Source organism: Robiginitalea marina, assembly GCF_024006985.1.
GTDB lineage: Bacteria > Bacteroidota > Bacteroidia > Flavobacteriales > Flavobacteriaceae > Robiginitalea > Robiginitalea marina.
Genome location: NZ_JAMXIB010000007.1, coordinates 117,926 through 134,097, shown reverse-complemented (window position 1 = coordinate 134,097; position 16,172 = coordinate 117,926). Strand labels below are relative to the sequence as shown.

Sequence of the window (16,172 nt, the reverse complement as noted above, 5' to 3'; positions counted from 1 at the left end):
AGGGAAAGATGTCCGAGGCTCCCGAGCCCTTCGGGGGCAATCTGATTTCATGGGGGTTACCCCCGAACCAGGGGCAGGGTGCTGCACCGCAACAGGCCCTCCTGCTTGCCGATTTCGGCATAGGGTACTTCTTCCACGGTGAAGCCCTGTTCGCGCAGCCACCCATTGAGGCGGGTAAAAGAGCGTTCCGAGACCACGACCCCGGGGGAGATCGAAAAAACGTTGCTGAACATCTGGTACATCTCCTCCTGGTCGATCTCGAAGATTTTGTCCCGTCCGAAAAAATCCACGAGCCACTGGTACTCCTCCTCCACCAGGAACCCGTTCCTGTGCAGGATGGCCATGTCCTTTCCCACGGGCTGAAAGCAGCAATCGAGGTGGAGGGCATTCTCCCGGGCGTTGGTGTTGGATTTTCGCAGCTCAAAAGACTTCACCTTTTTCCGGGGGAATTGCCTTTTGAGGTATTCTACCGCCGCCCTGTTCGTGCGGGCGGTAATATACCGGGCGTAATCGGCCCCGCTGTAGGTCCCCACAAACAGGTACTCATTCCAGGGCATTACGTCGCCCCCCTCCACATGGACCTCCGGCGGGGGGACCAGTACCTGCTCCCTGTCTATCTGGTCCAGCACATGCATGATGGCATCGAACTCCCTCTCGCGGTCAGGCAGGATATTGGCCTTTACCAGTTTGTCATCGATCACAAAGGCGATGTCCCTGGAAAAAATCTGGTTGCAATCCTCAATCACCTCGGGGCGGAATACCTTCACCCCGTATTTTTGAAGTACCCCGGCGAAGGCTTCCATTTCGGCAACCATATCGGCTTCCCTGGGATAGGTCCCGGCCAGGATATGTTCCAGGGATTTCGGATCATAGGCCTCTTCGGGACGGGGGACCGGGCCGCAACTTTCAGCCGTGCCCAGCACCACCGCCCGCAGGCGCGACGTTTCATCGGTGATTCGTAATTCGAGCATAAAACCCTGTATTGGCTACGGCAATATACAAAAAAGGACCCCCGGGCGGGAATCCTTGTACCCTGGAAAATGCCCCGGGGTTATCGCGCGCTGAGCGCTTTGAAGGGCCTGTGGTTTGCCCCCACATAGACCTGGCGGGGCCGGCCAATGGGCTCCCCGTTCAGGCGCATTTCGCGATACTGGGCAATCCACCCGGGGAGGCGGCCCAGGGCAAACATCACGGTAAACATATCCACCGGGATCCCGAGGGCCCGGTAAATGATGCCGGAGTAGAAGTCCACATTGGGGTAGAGTTTCCGCTCCACAAAGTACGGGTCTTCCAGGGCTTCCCGTTCCAGGCCCCGGGCCACTTCCAGGATGGGGTCTTCCACCCCGAGGCTGGAAAGGACCTCGTCCGCAGCCTTTTTGATGATCTTCGCCCTGGGGTCAAAATTCTTGTATACCCTGTGGCCAAAGCCCATCAACCGGAAAGGATCGTCCTTGTCTTTTGCTTTCGCCATGTATTTTTTGGTATCGCCCCCGTCGGCCGAAATGGCTTCCAGCATATCGAGCACCGCCATATTCGCCCCGCCGTGCAGGGGGCCCCATAAGGCCGATATCCCGGCGGAAATGGAGGCAAACAAGCCGGCATGGGAAGAACCCACCATCCGCACCGTGGAGGTGGAACAGTTCTGTTCGTGGTCTGCGTGGAGGATCAGGAGCTTATCCAGCGCCTCGATGGCCACCGGGTTCTTGGTATATTCCCGGTTGGGCTTCTTGAACATCATCTTGTGGATGTTTTCCACATACCCCAGGGAGTCATCCCCGTAATCCAGGGGCAGGCCCATCTTCTTGCGAAGGGTCCAGGCCACCAGGACGGGGAACTTGGCCAGCAGGCGCACGATGGCGTGGTACATGGCCTGTTCCGAACTCACGTTTACCGATGACGGGTTAAAGGCAATCAGGGCACTGGTCAGGGATGAAAGGACCCCCATCGGGTGGGCCGACTTGGGGAAGCCGTCGAGGATCTTCTTCATTTCCTCATCCACGTGCGACTCGGCCTTGATGTCGGAATGGAATTTTTCCAGTTGCTGGGCGTTGGGGAGTTCCCCGAAAATAAGCAGGTAAGCGACCTCGAGGAAATCAGCTTTTTCCGCAAGCTCTTCGATGGCGTAGCCACGATACCGGAGGATCCCTTTTTCCCCGTCCAGGAAGGTGATGGCGCTTTCGCAGGACCCGGTATTCTTAAAGCCCGGGTCGAGGGTAATCAGTCCCGTGGCCGACCTCAGGGCTTTGATATCGATGGCCAACTCATTCTCAGTCCCTTCCACTACGGGGAATTCATAGGTTTTCCCTCCGTATGTTAAGCTCGCTTTATCAGACATGTTTTGTATTTGCTTTGGATTTGTAACGTCTCGTAAAAATAGGAAAAAGCCCCCATGTTAACAATTTGGGGAGGGCATTTATACCTTTCTTAACAATGCCGGGGCGGGGTTTTCAGCCCTGCTTGAGCGCATATAAATCGCGGTAATACCGGTCCACGGATTTCTTCCAGGTAAACCGCTCTTTGCTGGCCAGGGCCTTCATCCTTTTCCAGGCTGCCTCATCCTCGAAAAACAGGGAAACCGCCTGGTCAAAAACAAGCTGCAGGTTTTCGATTTTCTCCCCATAGGTGGCGCCGCCAAACAGGAACCCCGTCTCCCCGTGCCGGATGGTATCCTTGAGCCCCCCCGTGGCGTGTGCCAGGCAAGGGTTGCCGTTGCGCATGGCGAGCATCTGGCTGATCCCGCAGGGCTCGAACAGGCTCGGCATGAGGTACAGGTCGGTTTCCAGGTACATGGAATCGATCAGGTCCTCATCCTGGGCATTGGTGAAAATAAAATTCGGGTACCGGTAGCTGAATTTTCTGAAAAAATCCTCGTATTCCGGGGCCCCGGTCCCCAAGAGCATGTATATCCCCCCCAGGCGGTCCAGTTTTTCCAGGATATATTCCAGGGATTCGGGCGAGCGCCTGAAAAAGTAGTATTTCTGTTCTGTGAGGCGGGCTACGCTGGAGCAGACCATTTTGGGCGGGGTGTCCATCAGGCCGATCACCTTTTCCCCGGTATGGGCCAGGAAATCTGCCTTGTATTTTTTATCCTCCATTTGCAGCCACCGGAAAATGGCCCTGACCGTGTTGGGGAAGAGGGTTCCCTTCTCGGCAGTTCGGATATTTTTGTAATTGCACCCGTTCAGAATCCCGAAAAGCCGCTTCTCCTTTTTTGCCCGCACCAGGTCGGCCTCGAGGCCTTCCCCCCCTATGAACTCAGGCGGCCGGCTGGGTTTTAAAATGTCTTCCTTGTAACTGGGCGATACGGTATGGACGGCATCCGAAAGGCGGATGCCCAGGGCCATGAGGTTCATGCAATCGGAATAGCGGGGATCCTGCAATGCAGCCTGGTCATAGGGCAGCCCCGGAAACCAGGTTTCCAGGGAGGAATAATTCCCCGAAAACGGCCTGATCCCCTGAATGGCCAGGTTATGGATGCTGTAGACGATGCGTATCCCCCTGAGCTCTTGAAAATCGGGGTGGAATGCCCTTAGGAAAAGCAGCAGGCTACTGTGCCAGTCGTGCAGGTGCATGATCTGGATGGCGCCAAAACACCCCTGCCGGAGCGCTGACGCCACCGCGGTGCAGAAGATGGTGAATTTGATGGTATCGGTATAGAAGGGTTCTTCAGGGTCGTGGTGGTACATATGGGCAATCTCCCCGGCAGTGATTTCCGGGTGGTGGATCACGAAATGCGAAACCCCTGCAACCTCCCTTTTCGGGGCCACGGCATAGAGCTCCGCCTCATAGGGTTTTCCCCTCAGGGAAAACCTGAGGCCGGCGACCCGCCTGCCCCCCTGGTGCAACCGCCCGTACGACGGCACCACCACCAGGGCGACATCACCCCTTGCCGCGATCTCCCTCGGCACATCGCGCACCACATCTCCCATACCCCCGGCCTTGCATTCGGGAAGGGCATCGTTCTCCGCTGCCACGAACAAAAATCTCCTGCCTTTTTCCATAGTCTTAGCTCCATTCCCCTCAACTTCCCGGGGATGGGAAAAATAAAAAAAGACCCCGGAATCAGGGTCTTTTTGCCGTTAAAAAATAAATAAATTAAAAGGTCACCTTAAAGGCGCCCACCCCCGGGAAAAAAGCCACGGAACCCAGTTCCTCCTCAATGCGGAGCAATTGGTTGTATTTGGCCATCCGGTCGCTGCGCGAGGCAGAACCCGTTTTGATCTGCCCGGTGTTCAGGGCCACCGCCAGGTCGGCAATGGTGTTGTCTTCGGTTTCCCCCGACCGGTGCGACATCACTGTGGTATACCCTGCATTTTTGGCCATATTCACAGCGGCGATGGTTTCCGTGAGGGTACCGATCTGGTTTACCTTGATCAGGATGGAGTTGGCAATCCCCTCGTTGATCCCCCGGGAGAGCCGTTGCACGTTGGTCACAAAAAGGTCGTCCCCCACCAACTGTACCCTGTCCCCTACCTTCCGGGTCAGCAATTTCCAGCCTTCCCAGTCGTTTTCATCCATCCCGTCCTCAATGGAGATAATCGGGTATTTGGCGCAGAGTTCCGCCAGGTAGTCGGCCTGCTCGGCGGAAGTCCTGACGGCCCCCTTACTGCCCTCAAACTTGGTGTAATCGTATTTTCCGTCTACATAGAATTCCGCGGCAGCGCAATCCAGGGCGATCATGATCTCCTCTCCCATCTTGTAGCCGGCCTGCTCCACAGCTTTGGCAATGGTCTCCAGGGCGTCCTCGGTACCTTCCAGGACCGGGGCAAACCCCCCTTCATCGCCAACGGCTGTGCTCAGCCCCCTTTGGTGCAATACTTTTTTTAAGTGGTGGAAGATTTCCGTCCCCATTTTAAGGGCGTGGGTAAAACTTTTGGCCCTGACTGGCATGATCATGAATTCCTGGAACGCTATGGGGGCATCGGAATGGGACCCCCCATTGATGATGTTCATCATCGGCACGGGCAGGGTATTGGCACTAACCCCTCCCACATACCGGAACAGGGACAGGCCCATTTCATCAGCCGCTGCCCTGGCCACCGCAAGGGATACCCCTAAAATGGCATTGGCCCCCAGGTTGGATTTGTTCGGGGTCCCGTCAAGGTCGATCATGGCCTGGTCGATCCTGTTTTGCTCAAACACCAGCATCCCCCTTATGGCTTCGGCGATTACGGTGTTTACATTCTTTACCGCCTTTTGGACGCCCTTGCCCAGATAATCGCTGCCGCCATCCCGGAGCTCCATGGCCTCGTGCTCCCCTGTGGAAGCCCCGGAAGGAACCGCAGCCCTTCCAAGCACCCCGTTCTCAGTCAGCACGTCCACCTCTATGGTCGGGTTTCCCCTGGAGTCAAAAATTTGTCGGGCATGTACATCAAGTATTGTACTCATAATGGTCAATTTCTCGTTAGTGGATTGTTATTATATCCCTTAAAGGGGTTTTTATCAGCTTACGGCACCGGCGGAAACCGCCTGCCGGATTTGTTCAAAAAACTGGTCAAACAGGTATTCGGCATCGTGCGGCCCGGGGCTGGCTTCCGGGTGGTACTGGACCGAAAAAACCCTTTTGTTTTTCATACGGATCCCGGCAACGGTCTGGTCGTTAAGGTGCACGTGGGTGATTTCAAGTTCAGGGTGGGCCTCCGTCTCTTCGCGGTTAATGGCAAACCCGTGGTTCTGGGAGGTGATTTCCCCTTTCCCCGTGAGGAGGTTCATGACCGGGTGGTTGATGCCGCGGTGGCCATGGTGCATCTTGTACGTGCTCACCCCGTTGGCCAGGGCAATCACCTGGTGGCCCAGGCAAATGCCGAAAAGGGGTTTCCCCGATTCAATAATCTTTTGTGCTGCAGCTACGGGGCCCTTCAACGGCTCGGGGTCCCCCGGGCCATTGGAGATGAAATACCCGTCGGGCTGCCAGGCCTCCATGGTTTCGAAAGGGGTGTCATGGGGAAAAACCTGCACATACCCGCCCCGCTTGGCCAGGTTCCTCAGGATATTTTGCTTGATCCCGATATCGAGGGCTGCAATGCGGATAGGGGCATCCGGGTCCCCCACGAAATAGGGCTCGCGGGTGGAAACGCTGGAGGCGAGTTCAAGGCCTTCCATACCGGGGACCTGCCGCAGGGCTTCCTTCAGGGCATCGATTTCATCGACCCGGGTTGAAATTACGGCATTCATGGCCCCATTGTCGCGGATATAGCTGACCAGGGCGCGGGTGTCCACATCGGAAATGGCGAAGAGGTTATGGGCCTCCAGGAATTCCTGCAGGCTGGCATCCGCATCGGGCCGGCTGTAGGTATAGCTGAAGTTCTTGCAAATGAGCCCGGCGATCTTTACCCCATCCGATTCCGACTCATCCTCCCGGGTGCCGTAATTCCCGATATGGGCATTGGTGGTCACCATCAGCTGGCCGTAGTAGGAGGGGTCGGTAAAAATTTCCTGGTAACCGGTCATCCCGGTATTGAAACAAACCTCCCCGAAGGCTGTGCCTTCTTTATTCCCAACGGATTTCCCGTAAAAAATGGTCCCGTCTGCCAGTAAAATCAATGCTTTCCTTTTGGCCTGATACTTCATAATGCAACTTCCCTGTTGGTTTCCTGTAAAACAAAATAACATAAAAAAAAGGATAGCCTTTCCGGACTATCCTTTTCTTGTTTATAACTTTTGACAACGCGCGTTTCAGGCTTCCGCATCATCCTTTTTTACTTCATCCTCTGACTCCTGGGGAGCAGCTTCGGCCTGGGTCTCTTCAACCCCGGCTTCTTCAACACCGGTTTCCTCCACAGTAACGGCTTCGGCTTCAGCAACTGCCTCTACGGTTTCCTCCGGGGCGGCTTTGGCCGGTTTCCCTGGGGCCGCCGGGGCAGCTTCCTCCGATTTGCCCTTGGAACGACGGCTCCTGCGGGTGGTCTTTTTCTTGGCTTTGCCGGCGTTGTAGATTTCGTTGAAGTCTACCAGTTCAATCATGGCCATTTCGGCGTTGTCCCCCAAACGGTTACCCAATTTAATAATGCGGGTATAACCTCCCGGCCTGTCCCCGATCTTCTCGGCTACCGTACTGAAGAGTTCTGTAACGGCTTCCTTGCTCCTGAGGTTGCTGAAGGCAATCCTGCGGTTATGGGTCCCTTTTTCGGCGGTTTGGTTGTTCTCTGCCTTTGACCGGGTCAGCAAGGGCTCAACGAACTGTTTCAGGGCCTTGGCCTTGGCCAGGGTAGTATTGATCCTTTTGTGTTCTATGAGCGAACAGGCCATATTGGCCATCATTGACCTTCTGTGCGCTGCCTTCCTTCCCAGGTGGTTGACTTTCTTTCCGTGTCTCATCTCTTAGTGTAGTTTCGCGGGGCGTGTAAACTGCGGCCCTGCTTAATCTTTATCCAGTTTATACTTTGACAAATCCATCCCAAAGCTCAGTCCCTTGTTGATGACCAGCTCCTCGAGCTCCGTAAGCGACTTTTTGCCGAAGTTGCGGAACTTCATCAGGTCGTTCTTGTTGAAGGCCACCAGGTCACCCAGGGTATCCACCTCCGCGGCTTTCAGGCAATTCAACGCCCTGACGGAGAGGTCCATATCCACCAGCTTGGTCTTGAGCAGCTGGCGCATGTGGAGGGACTCCTCATCATAGGTTTCGGTCTGTGCGATTTCATCAGCCTCCAGGGTAATACGCTCGTCGGAAAACAGCATAAAATGGTGGATCAGTACCTTGGCCGCCTCTGTAAGGGCCTGCTTCGGGTGGATCGAACCATCGGTGGAAACCTCAAATACCAGCTTCTCGTAGTCGGTCTTCTGCTCCACCCGGTAGTTCTCTATGCTGTACTTCACATTCCGAACCGGGGTGAAAATAGAATCGACCGCAATCGTCCCCAGGGGGGAATTGGCCTTTTTGTTTTCCTCAGCCGGAACATACCCGCGACCCTTTTCAATGATGATTTCCATGTTCAGGCTCACTTTCGGATCCATATTGCAAATCACCAGGTCGGGATTGAGGATCTGGAAACCGGAAATGAATTTCTGGAAATCCCCGGCTTTCATCTGATCCTTACCACTCACGGATACCGAAACGGTTTCCTCATTCACGTCGTCGATCTGGCGCTTGAAACGAACCTGTTTCAGGTTCAGGATAATCTCGGTTACATCCTCAACAACACCCTCGATTACCGAAAATTCATGTTCTACCTTGTCCATACGCACCGAAGTGATGGCAAACCCCTCAAGGGAAGCAAGCAATACCCTTCTGAGCGCATTCCCGACAGTGAGCCCATAACCGGGTTCCAGGGGACGGAATTCAAATTTCCCCTCGAAATCGGTGGAGTCAATCATTATAACTTTATCGGGCCGCTGAAAATTTAATAATGCCATAATCGGATCTGTGTTGTATTATTTAGAGTATAACTCGACTATCAGTTGCTCCTTGATGTTCTCAGGAATCTGGATCCGCTCGGGAATGGCCACGAAGGTCCCTTCCTTTTTGTCGGAATTCCAGCTGATCCACTCGTATACCGCGCTGTTGGAAGCGAGGGAGTCCTCAATACTCTGCAGGGACTTGGATTTTTCGCGGACACCGACCACATCGCCTGCTTTTAGGGAGTAAGACGGGATGTTGACCAGTTCGCCATTCACGGTAATGTGCCGATGGCTCACCAGTTGACGGGCAGCGCGGCGAGAGGGGGCAACCCCCATGCGGTACACCACGTTGTCGAGACGGGACTCGCAAAGCTGCAGCAATACCTCCCCGGTTACGCCTTTGCTCCGGTTCGCCCTTTCAAAAAGGTTGCGGAACTGGCGCTCGAGGATCCCGTAAGTGTATTTCGCCTTCTGCTTCTCTTCCAGCTGTACGGCGTATTCCGATTTCTTCCCGCGGCGACGGGTGTTTCCGTGCATCCCGGGGGGATAGTTCTTTTTCTCGAAGGATTTGTCATCCCCGAAGATAGCCTCTCCGAATTTCCGGGCTATTTTTGTTTTTGGTCCTGTATATCTTGCCATTTTCTAAAGTTTTGAAGGCGTGGGTATGAATTAAGGCGAATCCTTCGATAACCGTAACTACGCCCCCAGTGAAAAAATAATTGAACAATCGTCAGACGCGACGCCTTTTGGGCGGGCGGCAACCGTTGTGCGGCAGCGGGGTCACGTCGATGATCTCCGTTACCTCGATCCCGGCATTATGGATGGTCCGGATAGCGGATTCCCTTCCGTTCCCGGGGCCCTTCACATATACCTTTACCTTGCGGAGTCCGGCTTCGTGGGCGGTCTTGGAACATTCCTCCGCCGCCACCTGGGCCGCATAGGGGGTGTTCTTCTTGGAACCGCGGAATCCCATTTTCCCGGCTGAAGCCCAGGAAATCACATCGCCCTTCTTATTGGTCAGGGAGATGATGATGTTGTTGAAAGAAGCCGTGATATGGGCCTCCCCCGTAGATTCCACCGCGACTTTCCGCTTTTTGGTGGTCTTTGCTGCTTTTGAACCTGTTTTTGCCATATTTCTCTAACTATCCGTGAGGGTCCGTGGGGAAGGAAGGCCCGGGTTTCCGTTTCCGGCAAGCCTATGCCCCCGCACTGCCCTGTGCTATTATTACTTGGTGGCTTTCTTCTTGTTTGCTACCGTCTTACGCTTTCCTTTACGGGTCCTGGAATTATTCTTGGTACGCTGGCCCCGAAGCGGAAGCCCGATACGGTGGCGGATCCCGCGGTAACAGCCGATGTCCATCAGCCGCTTGATGTTCAGTTGGGTCTCTGACCTGAGCTCCCCTTCGATCGTATACCCGGAAACCACCTCGCGGATACGCCCGATTTCATCATCGGTCCAGTCGGAAACCTTGGCGTCCTGGTTTACCCCGGCCTTGTCCAGGATTTCCTGGGCCCGGCTCTTTCCGATACCGAAAATATAGGTAAGGGCTATGACGCCTCTTTTCTGTTTTGGTATGTCAACACCTGCAATTCTTGCCATAACTACCCCTGTCTTTGTTTATATCTAGGATTCTTTTTGTTGATCACGTACAGCCTTCCCTTGCGGCGTACAATTTTGCAATCGGCACTTCTTTTCTTTATGGAAGCTCTTACTTTCATCGGTTCCGGTTTCTTAGTATCTGTAAGTTATTCTCGCCTTGGATAAGTCGTATGGGCTCATTTCAAGCTTCACCTTGTCTCCGGGCAGCAATTTGATGTAGTGCATGCGCATCTTTCCGGAGATGTGCGCGGTCACCACGTGCCCGTTTTCCAGCTCTACGCGGAACATCGCATTGGATAGCGCCTCAATGATGGTCCCGTCTTGTTCTATAGCAGCTTGCTTGGCCATATGATTATGCTACTTTTCTGTTTTTACCCGTTTTCATCAACCCGTCATAGTGGCGATTCAACAGGTAGGCATTCACCTGTTGCACCGTGTCTATGGCCACCCCCACCATGATCAGCAGGGAGGTACCCCCGTAAAACAGGGCCCAGTTCGGCTGAATGTTGATCAATTTGACCACAATGGCGGGAAAAACCGCCAGGATCGCCAGGAAAACAGAACCCGGCAGCGTGATATGCGACATAACCCGATCCAGGAATTCCCCGGTCTCCTTTCCGGGCCTTATCCCCGGGATAAACCCACCGCTGCGTTTCAGGTCATCGGCCATCTTGTTGGTGGGCACGGTTATGGCCGTATAGAAATAGGTAAAGATGATGATCAGCAACGCGAACAAAATGTTGTACGCCAGGCCGAAAATATCCTGGAACTGCACCTCCATCCACTGTCCGACGGCCGTGCTGTTGAAGGTCCTTCCCAACAAGCCCGGGGCAAACATGATCGCCTGGGCAAAAATGATGGGCATCACCCCGGAAGCATTCAGCTTCAGGGGAATGTACTGACGCGACCCCATGATATTTTTTTCATATCCCCCGGAGGCCGTACGACGGGCGTATTGCACCGGAACCCTGCGGGTGGCCATAACCAGCAACACACTGGCCAGGATCACCACAAACCAGAGGATCAGTTCCACCAGGATCAGCATCGGACCGCCGTTCCCATTCAGGCGGGAAGCTGCTTCCTGAACGAAAGCCTGCGGGAGGGTGGCGATGATCCCGATCATAATAAGCAGGGAGATCCCGTTTCCGATACCCTTGTCGGTGATCCGCTCCCCGAGCCACATGGCGAACACACACCCGGTGACCAATATGATTACGGAAGGGATCACAAAATTCAGGCCCTTGCCCAGCAGGAACGCGCTGTCGGGTACCCCTAGGGCCCCCAGGCTGTACAGGTACGCCGGCGCCTGCACAATACAGATGGCAATGGTGAGCCAGCGGGTGATCTGAGTCTTGGTCTTGCGTCCGCTTTCCCCTTCTTTGTCAAGCTTTTGAAGGTACGGAATGGCAATCCCCATAAGCTGCACCACGATGGATGCCGAGATATAGGGCATAATCCCCAGGGCAAAAACCGAGGCATTGGCAAAAGCCCCCCCGGTAAACGCATTGAGGATCCCAAGGATTCCCTGTTCCGTATTGGAAGAGAGTTGGGCGAGCTGGGTGGTATCGATCCCGGGAAGCACCACCTGTGCCCCAAACCGGTACACCAGCAGCAGTCCCAGGGTCACGATGATCCGGGTTTTCAGCTCTTCAATCTTCCAGATATTGGATATGATCTCAAAAAATTTCTTCATAAAGCCTGGGCTTATAAAGCGATGGCCTCACCTCCGGCAGCCTCGATGGCAGCCTTGGCGGTGGCCGTAAATTTGTGTGCGGTTACTTTCAGGGGCGCTTTCAGCTCACCCCTTCCCATGATTTTAACCAGGTCATTCTTGTGTGCCAGGCGCAGTTCCACCATTTGATCGTGGTTGAGCTCCTGCTTAACTGCCCCATTGTCTACCAGTTCCTGAAGGGTGTCGAGGTTGATCCCGCGATATTCCTTCCGGTTGATGTTATTGAACCCAAACTTGGGCACCCGGCGCTGAAGGGGCATCTGCCCTCCCTCGAAGCCAATTTTCTTGGAATACCCGGAGCGGGACTTGGCACCCTTGTGCCCACGGGTGGCAGTACCTCCTTTTCCGGAGCCCTGCCCGCGCCCAACGGTCTTGCCGCTTTTGTGAACGGAACCTTTTGCCGGTTTTAAATTCGATAAATCCATACTGCCTTTATTTTAAGCTTCTTCCGTAGAAACCAGGTGTTGTACTTTGTTGATCATTCCAAGGATACTGGGGGTGGTCTCGTGTTCCACTTCCTGTCCTATTCCGCGCAACCCAAGTGCCTCGAGGGTCAATTTCTGATTCTTCGGGCGCTTGATGCTGCTCTTGACTTGCTTAACTCGAATTTTTGCCATGGTCCTGTATCCTTATCCGTTGTAAACCTTTTCCAGGGAAATACCCCGTTGCCTGGCGACTGTATTGGCATCCCTCAACTGCAACAGGGCGTCGAAGGTAGCCTTCACCACGTTGTGCGGGTTGGAAGACCCCTGCGACTTGGACAGTACATCCTGTACGCCCACAGCTTCGAGGACGGCGCGGACGGCTCCCCCGGCGATCACCCCGGTACCGTGCGAGGCGGGTTGCACGTATACCCGTGCACCTCCGTACTTGCCCTTCTGCTCGTGGGGCAGCGTCCCGTGATTCAAGGGGATGCGCACCAGGTTCTTCTTGGCGTCCTCAACGGCCTTTGCAATGGCAGTGGCTACTTCCTTGGATTTCCCAAGCCCGTGGCCCACGACCCCGTTTTCGTCCCCAACCACCACAATGGCGGAGAACCCGAAAGCGCGGCCTCCCTTGGTCACCTTGGTAACCCGTTGAACAGCTACCAGTCGGTCTTTCAGTTCCAGACCTCCCGGTTTTACAGTCTCCACATTCTTATATTTCCCGTACATAACTCGTTTTAAAATTTTAGTCCGCCTTCTCTTGCTCCGTCAGCCAGGGATTTAACCCTGCCGTGGTACTGATAGCCGCCACGGTCGAAGGCTACCGCCTCCACACCGGCCGACTGGGCCTTTTTGGCCAGCACCTTGCCCACCTCAGAAGCGATTTCCGATTTGGTCCCCTTGGACGCACTCAGGTCCTTGTCACGGGAAGAGGCTGCCACCAGTGTTTTTCCGGTGGTATCATCTATGATCTGGGCATAGATTTCCTTATTGCTGCGGAAAACCGACAGGCGGGGCCTTTCCGGGGTTCCGAAGGAAACCTTGCGGATGCGTCTTCTGATCTTGTTTCTCTTTTCAGACTTCGATAGTCCCATAATACCTAATAATTAAGCTGATTTACCTGCTTTTCTGCGTATAAGTTCGCCGCGGAACTTGATCCCTTTCCCTTTGTAAGGCTCAGGCTTGCGGAAAGAGCGAATTTTGGCAGCCACCTGTCCCACCAGCTGTTTGTCGTGGGAAGTCAGTTTTATAGTCGGGTTCTTTCCCTTTTCGGCCGTAGTTTCCACTTTTACCTCCGGGGCGATTTCCAGGACGATATTGTGCGACATCCCCAGGGCGAGATCCAGCTTCTGCCCCTGGTTGCTGGCCCGGTATCCGACCCCTACCAGTTCCAGTTCCTTGGTCCACCCTACCGTGACCCCCTTGATCATGTTGGAGACCAGGGAGCGGTAAAGGCCATGCTTGGCCTTGTGTTCCTTGCTTTCAGTATGGCGGTTCACTGTTACTTCCCCATCGGCTACGGTAACATCCACATCGGAAAATTCCTGCTGGAGTTCCCCGAGCTTTCCCTTTACCGTGATCATGTTGTCGGCAACGGTTACCGTTACTCCCTCAGGGATGGCGACCGGATTTTTACCTATTCTAGACATGCTGCTGATTCTTTATACTTGCATTAATACACGTAGCAGAGAACCTCTCCACCCACATTTTCCTTCCTGGCCTGTTTGCTGGTCATCACCCCGTGGGAGGTGGAGACGATGGCAATTCCAAGCCCGTTAAGCACCCGGGGCAGGTCCTGGGAGCCTGCATATTTACGAAGTCCGGGGGTACTCATGCGCTGAATCTGACGGATTACCGGTTCCTTGGTAACCTTGTCATACTTCAGGGCGATCTTGATAGATCCCTGGGCGTCGTTTTCCTCAAACTTGTAGCTAAGGATATATCCCTGGTCAAACAGGATTTTGGTAATCTCCTTCTTCAGTTTGGAAGCAGGAATTTCCACCACCCGGTGCCCCGCCCGGCTTGCATTGCGGATGCGGGTCAAATAATCTGCGATCGGATCTGTAAACATCTTTTCCTGTAATTTAAGAGGTTACCAACTTGCTTTTTTCACTCCGGGAATCAGTCCCTGATTGGCCATCTCGCGGAACATTACCCTTGAAATTCCGAAGGTACGCATGTATCCTTTGGGCCGTCCGGTAAGCTTGCAACGGTTGTGAACGCGAACCGGGGAAGCATTCTTGGGCAGCTTTTGCAATGCTTCATAGTCGCCGGCCTCTTTCAGGGCCTTGCGCTTCGCTGCGTATTTTGCTACCAGTTTTGCCCTTTTGCGTTCACGGGCCTTCATTGATTCTTTAGCCATACTACTTCTTTTTAAAGGGTAACCCCATTTCGCTTAACAGTGATTTTGCCTCTGTATCGGTCGTTGCAGAGGTCACGAAGGTGATGTCCATCCCGTTGATCCGGTTGATCTTGTCAATATTGATCTCGGGGAAGATAATCTGCTCGGTAACCCCGAGGTTGTAGTTCCCCCTGCCATCAAAACCGCTGGCCTTTATGCCCTGGAAATCGCGAACCCTGGGAAGCGCACTGGTAACCAGGCGATCCATGAATTCGTACATCCGCTCTCCCCTGAGGGTCACCTTGGCACCGATGGGCATCCCCTTGCGGAGCTTAAAGGCCGCCACGTCCTTTTTGGAAATGGTAGACACCGCCTTCTGTCCGGTGATCATGGTGAGTTCGTCCACAGCGTGGTCGATGAGCTTCTTATCAGCCACCGCAGCCCCTACGCCGCGGCTGACGACGATTTTCTGGAGCCTGGGCACCTGCATGATATTTTTGTAGCCAAACTCCTCCCGCAGCGCGTCGATAACGCGCTCGTGGTATTCCTTTTTTAATCTCGGTACGTAGGCCATAACTAAATTACTTCATTGGATTTTTTAGAAACCCTTACTTTCTTGCCGTCCCTGACCTCATACCCCACCCGGGTAACCTCACCGGATTTCGGGTCGATCAGCGACAGGTTGGAAACATGGATAGGGGCTTCCTTCTTCACAATCCCCCCCTGGGGGTTCTGGGCGCTTGGCTTCTCGTGCTTGGATACCACGTTGACCCCTTCCACAATAGCCTTGTTCTTGTCCCGGAGGATCCGGACCACTTTGCCTTCGCTTCCTTTATGGTCTCCGGCGGTAACCCGAACAGTATCTCCTGATTTGATCCTTATCTTCATCTCTCTAAATCTTTAAAGTACCTCGGGAGCCAAGGAAACGATTTTCATGAATTGCTTTTCCCGGAGTTCGCGGGCCACAGGGCCGAACACCCGGGTGCCGCGCATTTCTCCCTGCGGGTTCAACAATACACAGGCATTGTCGTCAAACCGGATGTATGAACCATCCGGGCGGCGGACTTCCTTTTTGGTGCGCACCACCACGGCTGTGGATACGGCGCCCTTTTTAATGGTACCGTTCGGGGTGGCCTCTTTGACGCTCACCACGATCTTGTCGCCCAGGGAGGCATAACGCCTTTTGGTTCCCCCCAACACACGTATGGTCAAAACTTCCTTTGCCCCGGTGTTATCTGCTACTTTGAGTCTCGATTCTTGCTGTACCATGATTATTTGGCTCTTTCAAGGATTTCTACCAACCTCCAACACTTGGTCTTGCTCAACGGGCGCGTTTCCATGATGCGCACGGTATCCCCGATATTGCAATCATTGGTCTCGTCGTGAGCAACATACTTTTTGGTCTTCAGTACGAACTTTCCGTACATAGGGTGCTTTACCCGCATGACCTCAGAAACCACAATGGATTTCTCCATCTTGTTACTGGTCACCACGCCAATCCGTTCCTTTCTTAAATTCCTATTTTCCATAAAGCAACACCAATTATTGGTTTTCCCTTTTTGTTATTTCCGTTGCCAGCCTTGCTACTGTCCTTCTCGCCTTGCGAAGCTGGAGCGGGTTCTCGAGGGGCGTAACCGCGTGGGCCATTTTCAGGTCCTCGAACTGCTTTTTCAGGGCGACCACTTTCTCCTTGAGCTCCTCAGTGGCCATTTCTTTGATTTCTGACTGTTTCATGAT

At 54.0% G+C, this 16,172-nt stretch carries 24 protein-coding genes and 1 pseudogene; all 25 read right to left on the bottom strand.

Features of this window, described 5'->3' with window-relative positions:
- Positions 1 to 56: 56 nt before the first annotated feature.
- A complete protein-coding gene (locus tag NG653_RS10380; protein WP_252741635.1) occupies positions 57 to 971 on the bottom strand; it encodes a dimethylarginine dimethylaminohydrolase family protein in 915 nt (304 codons plus the stop codon).
- An 80-nt stretch (positions 972 to 1,051) separates the two neighbouring features.
- Positions 1,052 to 2,335 (bottom strand): citrate synthase, encoded by a 1,284-nt coding sequence (locus NG653_RS10375; RefSeq protein WP_252741634.1) that lies wholly within the window; start codon positions 2,333 to 2,335, stop codon positions 1,052 to 1,054.
- Between the two features lie 112 nt (positions 2,336 to 2,447).
- Positions 2,448 to 4,001, bottom strand: coding sequence for a glycogen synthase (locus NG653_RS10370; RefSeq protein WP_252741633.1), 1,554 nt, complete (start codon positions 3,999 to 4,001; stop codon positions 2,448 to 2,450).
- 94 nt (positions 4,002 to 4,095) lie between these two features.
- Positions 4,096 to 5,388 carry a phosphopyruvate hydratase gene (gene eno, locus NG653_RS10365; RefSeq protein ID WP_252741632.1) on the bottom strand — a complete coding sequence of 431 codons (1,293 nt, stop codon included), beginning with the start codon at positions 5,386 to 5,388 and terminating at the stop codon, positions 4,096 to 4,098.
- Between the two features lie 54 nt (positions 5,389 to 5,442).
- Positions 5,443 to 6,570, bottom strand: coding sequence for a glutamine-hydrolyzing carbamoyl-phosphate synthase small subunit (carA, locus tag NG653_RS10360; protein WP_252741631.1), 1,128 nt, complete (start codon positions 6,568 to 6,570; stop codon positions 5,443 to 5,445).
- A gap of 276 nt (positions 6,571 to 6,846) precedes the next feature.
- Positions 6,847 to 7,317 (bottom strand): annotated as a pseudogene (rplQ, locus tag NG653_RS10355) (50S ribosomal protein L17); the annotation flags it as partial.
- Positions 7,318 to 7,359: 42 nt separating this feature from the next.
- Complete coding sequence (locus tag NG653_RS10350) at positions 7,360 to 8,352, bottom strand: DNA-directed RNA polymerase subunit alpha (RefSeq protein ID WP_252741629.1); 993 nt, start codon at positions 8,350 to 8,352, stop codon at positions 7,360 to 7,362.
- 18 nt (positions 8,353 to 8,370) lie between these two features.
- On the bottom strand, positions 8,371 to 8,976 hold the full coding sequence (gene rpsD / locus NG653_RS10345; RefSeq protein WP_252741628.1) for a 30S ribosomal protein S4: 606 nt from the start codon (positions 8,974 to 8,976) through the stop codon (positions 8,371 to 8,373).
- Positions 8,977 to 9,067: 91 nt separating this feature from the next.
- Positions 9,068 to 9,469, bottom strand: coding sequence for a 30S ribosomal protein S11 (gene rpsK, locus NG653_RS10340; RefSeq protein WP_252741627.1), 402 nt, complete (start codon positions 9,467 to 9,469; stop codon positions 9,068 to 9,070).
- Between the two features lie 93 nt (positions 9,470 to 9,562).
- Positions 9,563 to 9,937: a 30S ribosomal protein S13 gene (gene rpsM, locus NG653_RS10335; protein WP_252741626.1), complete on the bottom strand. Its 375-nt coding sequence runs from the start codon at positions 9,935 to 9,937 to the stop codon at positions 9,563 to 9,565.
- A 2-nt stretch (positions 9,938 to 9,939) separates the two neighbouring features.
- Positions 9,940 to 10,056, bottom strand: a complete 117-nt coding sequence (gene ykgO / locus NG653_RS10330; RefSeq protein WP_014220631.1) for a type B 50S ribosomal protein L36 — start codon at positions 10,054 to 10,056, stop codon at positions 9,940 to 9,942.
- A gap of 13 nt (positions 10,057 to 10,069) precedes the next feature.
- Positions 10,070 to 10,285 carry a translation initiation factor IF-1 gene (gene infA / locus NG653_RS10325; RefSeq protein ID WP_123216423.1) on the bottom strand — a complete coding sequence of 72 codons (216 nt, stop codon included), beginning with the start codon at positions 10,283 to 10,285 and terminating at the stop codon, positions 10,070 to 10,072.
- Positions 10,286 to 10,289: 4 nt separating this feature from the next.
- The gene (secY, locus tag NG653_RS10320) at positions 10,290 to 11,630 is read right to left on the bottom strand and encodes a preprotein translocase subunit SecY (protein WP_252741625.1); all 1,341 of its coding nucleotides are present in this window, start codon (positions 11,628 to 11,630) and stop codon (positions 10,290 to 10,292) included.
- A gap of 11 nt (positions 11,631 to 11,641) precedes the next feature.
- Positions 11,642 to 12,094, bottom strand: coding sequence for a 50S ribosomal protein L15 (gene rplO / locus NG653_RS10315; RefSeq protein ID WP_252741624.1), 453 nt, complete (start codon positions 12,092 to 12,094; stop codon positions 11,642 to 11,644).
- Between the two features lie 12 nt (positions 12,095 to 12,106).
- On the bottom strand, positions 12,107 to 12,286 hold the full coding sequence (gene rpmD, locus NG653_RS10310) for a 50S ribosomal protein L30 (RefSeq protein WP_252741623.1): 180 nt from the start codon (positions 12,284 to 12,286) through the stop codon (positions 12,107 to 12,109).
- Between the two features lie 12 nt (positions 12,287 to 12,298).
- Positions 12,299 to 12,823, bottom strand: a complete 525-nt coding sequence (gene rpsE, locus NG653_RS10305) for a 30S ribosomal protein S5 (protein WP_252741622.1) — start codon at positions 12,821 to 12,823, stop codon at positions 12,299 to 12,301.
- Positions 12,824 to 12,831: 8 nt separating this feature from the next.
- Complete coding sequence (gene rplR, locus NG653_RS10300) at positions 12,832 to 13,188, bottom strand: 50S ribosomal protein L18 (RefSeq protein WP_252741621.1); 357 nt, start codon at positions 13,186 to 13,188, stop codon at positions 12,832 to 12,834.
- A gap of 12 nt (positions 13,189 to 13,200) precedes the next feature.
- Positions 13,201 to 13,743 (bottom strand): 50S ribosomal protein L6, encoded by a 543-nt coding sequence (gene rplF, locus NG653_RS10295; protein WP_252741620.1) that lies wholly within the window; start codon positions 13,741 to 13,743, stop codon positions 13,201 to 13,203.
- 23 nt (positions 13,744 to 13,766) lie between these two features.
- Entirely contained in the window at positions 13,767 to 14,165 is a 399-nt protein-coding gene (gene rpsH / locus NG653_RS10290; protein ID WP_252741619.1) for a 30S ribosomal protein S8, read from the bottom strand.
- A 21-nt stretch (positions 14,166 to 14,186) separates the two neighbouring features.
- Positions 14,187 to 14,456: a 30S ribosomal protein S14 gene (rpsN, locus tag NG653_RS10285; RefSeq protein WP_252741618.1), complete on the bottom strand. Its 270-nt coding sequence runs from the start codon at positions 14,454 to 14,456 to the stop codon at positions 14,187 to 14,189.
- A 1-nt stretch (position 14,457) separates the two neighbouring features.
- On the bottom strand, positions 14,458 to 15,009 hold the full coding sequence (gene rplE, locus NG653_RS10280) for a 50S ribosomal protein L5 (protein ID WP_252741617.1): 552 nt from the start codon (positions 15,007 to 15,009) through the stop codon (positions 14,458 to 14,460).
- 2 nt (positions 15,010 to 15,011) lie between these two features.
- Positions 15,012 to 15,323, bottom strand: a complete 312-nt coding sequence (gene rplX / locus NG653_RS10275) for a 50S ribosomal protein L24 (protein ID WP_252741616.1) — start codon at positions 15,321 to 15,323, stop codon at positions 15,012 to 15,014.
- Positions 15,324 to 15,335: 12 nt separating this feature from the next.
- Positions 15,336 to 15,704, bottom strand: a complete 369-nt coding sequence (gene rplN / locus NG653_RS10270) for a 50S ribosomal protein L14 (RefSeq protein WP_252741615.1) — start codon at positions 15,702 to 15,704, stop codon at positions 15,336 to 15,338.
- Between the two features lie 2 nt (positions 15,705 to 15,706).
- Complete coding sequence (gene rpsQ / locus NG653_RS10265) at positions 15,707 to 15,964, bottom strand: 30S ribosomal protein S17 (RefSeq protein WP_252741614.1); 258 nt, start codon at positions 15,962 to 15,964, stop codon at positions 15,707 to 15,709.
- Positions 15,965 to 15,977: 13 nt separating this feature from the next.
- The gene (rpmC, locus tag NG653_RS10260; protein ID WP_252741613.1) at positions 15,978 to 16,169 is read right to left on the bottom strand and encodes a 50S ribosomal protein L29; all 192 of its coding nucleotides are present in this window, start codon (positions 16,167 to 16,169) and stop codon (positions 15,978 to 15,980) included.
- Positions 16,170 to 16,172 lie beyond the last annotated feature (3 nt).